The organism is Myxococcus vastator (assembly GCF_010894475.1).
Lineage (GTDB): Bacteria > Myxococcota > Myxococcia > Myxococcales > Myxococcaceae > Myxococcus > Myxococcus vastator.
In genome coordinates this window covers 1-2,493 of the sequence record NZ_JAAIYB010000734.1, presented here as the reverse complement: position 1 = coordinate 2,493, position 2,493 = coordinate 1, and the positions used below count along the sequence as shown (strand labels likewise).

At 70.0% G+C, this 2,493-nt stretch carries 1 protein-coding gene; it reads right to left on the bottom strand.

Going from position 1 to position 2,493, the window contains the following annotated elements; translation table 11 throughout:
• Positions 1-140: 140 nt before the first annotated feature.
• Positions 141-2,240, bottom strand: a complete 2,100-nt coding sequence (locus G4D87_RS36665; protein ID WP_240358905.1) for a methyl-accepting chemotaxis protein — start codon at positions 2,238-2,240, stop codon at positions 141-143.
• Positions 2,241-2,493 lie beyond the last annotated feature (253 nt).

Genomic DNA, 2,493 nt, shown 5'->3' with positions numbered 1-2,493 from the left:
GCCGGAGGCCGTCGTGGGCCTGCCCTCGAGTCAGACCGCGCCCTTCCTGAAGGAGGCGCTGGGCTGAGCTCCCGCGCGCCCGCCGGAGCCTCCGAGCCGTGGCCCCGTGGGCCGCCAGGCTCGGAGGTGAGGGCGAGGGGTCAGCGCGCCTGCGCCTGCGTCGTGGGCACGGACAGGCCCTCCGCCTTGAGCGTCTGGCTGGCCATGCCGGACATGCTCTCCGCGAGCGACTGCACGGAGCGGGTGGCTTCCTGCGTCTCCTGCACCGTCTTCAGCGTGCGCTGCATCTGCCCGGACAGCTCCTGGATGGCCTGGGCCATCTGGTGGGTGCCCGCGTCCTGCGCGCTGACGGCGGCGGTGATCTGCCGCACGCTGGAGCTGGTGTCGCCGATGATGTCGGCGAGCTGCTGGAACTGCGCGCTGGAGGTCCGCACGGCGTCGAGGCTCAACCGCACGCGCTCATCGCCCTTCTCACTGGAGCGGGCCGCCTCACGCATGCTGTTGCTGACGCCGTCGAGCACCTCGCGGATGCGGTGCGTGGCCTGGATGGACTGGTCCGCCAGGCCGCGCATCTCCCGGGCCACCACGCCGAAGCCACGGCCGCTCTCGCCGCTTCGCGCCGCCTCGATGGCGGCGTTGATGGCCAGCATGTTGGACTGGTCCGCCAGGTCCTTCACGGAGTCCACGATGCCGGAGACCTCGCGGGTGCGCTCGTCGAGCGCGAAGATGCGCCGGGCCATGTCGGAGACCTCGGTGCGGATGGCCGCCAGGTCCGACAGCGTGCGCTCCAGGGCGGCCGTGCCCTCGCGGCCCACCTGTTCGGCGCTCTCCGCGGAGGCCGCGAGCGCGCTGGCCTTCTCCGCCGTCATCTGCGAGCTGCGGCGGATCTCCTTCACCGTCTGCTCCGCCTCCTGGAGCGCCACGGCCTGACGGCTGACGCCCTCGGTCTGCTCGTCGCTGGACGAGCGGAGCTGCTGCACCACCGTGGCGAGCTCGCCGGCGCCGTTGCCCATGCGCTCGGCCAGGTTGCGCACCTCCTGCGCGCGCGCCTCCAGCTGGTGGGTGTGCGCCTCGAGCGTGCGCACCACCATGATGGAGCGGCGGGTGACGATGCCCAGCAGCGACAGCGTCAACGCGACGTAGCCCCAGTGCGTGACGTTGCCCAGCGACCAGCCCACCAGTCCGATGACGGGGAGGATGGTGAGGACGATGGAGATGACGAGCCCCGCGAAGCCGCCGACGAAGAAGCGCGCGTCCGGGTTGCCCATCCACGCCTGGGTGATGGCCACCGAGAGCACCACCAGCAGGACCACCATCGCCATGGGGAGGTAGGGCACGAGGATGCGCTGCCCGATGCCCAGGTCCAGGAGCGTCGCCAGGGCGCACAGGCCCGCCACGGGCGAGAACACCATGGCCGCCTTCTGGAACCAGCCGCGCCGGTTGTCGAGCAGCGCGTCCGAGACGAACTCCATCAGACCAGCGACGAGCAGGAAGATGCCCACCGTGGTGCCCAGCGTCGCGCCAGCGGACGAACCCCACAGCGCCGTGGGCATGCCGCTCAGGCCCAGGAGGATCATGCCGCCGCTGGCCGCGGAGACCGCCAGGCCCGCCAGCATCCGCCGCCGCCAGTGGAGCGCGAAGGCGCCGCCCGCGCCGAGCGCCACCGCCATCAGCAGACAGCAGATGACGAAGGGCGCCTGGCCCTGGCGCGTCACGTAGACCAGCAGGTCATACCGCGAGCCCACCTGCGCGGCCTGGGCCACGCCGATGTTCGGATTGCTGGACTGGATGCGCAGCAGCACGCGCGTGCCCAGGATGTCGCGCGGCAGGGGCACGATGTGCCACGACAGATTCTCTCCAATCTCGTAGCTGTCCGGCCGGATCTTCCCGCTCGTGTAGATGTGCCGGCCGTTCGCGTACACCTCGAACGCGTGGGTGACCTCGCCCAGGTACAGCGCGGGCTCCGTCCAGCCGCCGTCGGGGATGGGGATGCTGAGCCACATGAACTTGTGGTCGCCGCGTCCCTCCGGCGCCACGAGCGCGGGGGTGGTCCGCCATTCCTTCGAATCCCCCGTTTCCTTCGCCCACAGGGGCGTGCCCTCCGAGCCCACGGGGGAGTCACCCCACCGGAAGCGCCACCCGTCGAGCACGTTGACAGGGGGGCCCGCCTCGGCCGCGTGGGCCGAGGACGTGAGGGCAAACATCAGCAAGAGGGCGGAGCAGAAGCGGAAGCCAGCCATGGAGGGCGTATGGTCTTCCGCCCGGGCACTGAATGTAAATGGGTCTTACCGACCTCTCCCGAGAATCAAATGACGTTGCTTGGAATTGACGTCCCTGGAGAGCGTGTCAGGCAATGAATGCCGTGAATTTTATACTTCCAGTGAATTCTTCGCTCCGGCAGGTCGTGGGGGCGGCGGCCGACTGGCAGGGTTGTTCCTGGAAAGCCGGGGTTTGAACAACGACCCGGTGCGTCATGTTGAGTCCGGGGCGGGC

Bases quoted from the DNA above. Each gene is read 5' to 3' on its own strand.
- G4D87_RS36665 (WP_240358905.1), bottom strand. From the start codon at position 2,240: ATGGCTGGCTTCCGCTTCTGCTCCGCCCTCTTGCTGATGTTTGCCCTC.